Origin of the sequence: Paraburkholderia tuberum STM678 (assembly GCF_902833905.1) — a bacterium.
GTDB classification, from domain to species: domain Bacteria; phylum Pseudomonadota; class Gammaproteobacteria; order Burkholderiales; family Burkholderiaceae; genus Paraburkholderia; species Paraburkholderia tuberum.
Map to the genome: position 1 here is coordinate 1 of NZ_CADFGP010000170.1, position 1,013 is coordinate 1,013.

The 1,013-nt window shown below is 60.4% G+C and carries 1 protein-coding gene; it reads left to right on the plus strand.

Going from position 1 to position 1,013, the window contains the following annotated elements:
* Positions 1 to 1,013 (plus strand): MFS transporter (locus tag HWY30_RS40785; protein ID WP_176079060.1); only part of this gene is annotated, 1,013 nt, incomplete at both ends.

Genomic DNA, 1,013 nt, shown 5'->3' on the forward strand with positions numbered 1-1,013 from the left:
TGGTACAAGCAAGGCACACCTCTCGAACGAAACACCTTCTGGGGATGTTTCGCGGGTTGGGGCCTCGATGCCCTTGATGTGCAGATGTTTACCCTGGCAATCCCCGCAATCATCGCAGCGTATGGCATCGACCACACGCAGGCGGGCGCAATCAGCGGCGTGACGCTGGTGTCATCGGCGATGGGCGGCTGGTTGGCGGGCGCCTTGTCCGACAGGGTTGGTCGGGTGCGGACGCTGCAGATTACGATTCTCTGGTTTGCAGGATTTACTTTCCTTTGTGCCTTCGCCCAGAGTTTTCCTCAACTACTGGTCCTGAAAGCCCTGCAAGGTTTCGGATTCGGTGGAGAGTGGGCCGCAGGTGCCGTGTTGATGGCTGAGACCATCCGGACGGAGCACCGCGGCAAGGCCATGGGCGCGGTACAGAGCGCCTGGGCTGTCGGCTGGGCCGGCGCAGTGCTGTTGTATGCCGCAGCTTTTTCGTGGTTGCCGTCAGACACGGCGTGGCGTGTCATGTTCGGTGCTGGCCTGCTGCCCGCGCTTCTCGTCCTTTACGTCCGCCGCAATCTCCGCGAACCTGTGCGCGTTGAGCCGTCTCGCGCTGAACCAGTGGTTTCTGTGTGGGCGCAAATCGCGCAAGTATTCCAGCCGCGCGTCATCAAGACCACCGTTATCGGGGCGATTCTGGGCACAGGCGCACACGGCGGGTACTACGCCATCATGACCTGGCTGCCGACCTTCCTCTCCAAGGAAAGACATCTGTCGGTCCTCAACACCGGTGGGTATCTTGCGGTTGTTATCGTGGCTTTCTGGTGCGGCTGTATGGCGAGCGCTTACCTGCTCGACCGTATCGGACGGCGTCGCAACATCGCATTCTTTGCATTTTCTTGCATCGTCACCGTGCTCGCCTACGTGATGCTTCCATTGAGCAACACGCAGATGCTTGTTCTGGGCTTCCCGCTAGGCTTTTTCGCCGCCGGCATCCCGGCCAGCCTGGGCGCACTTTTCAACGAACT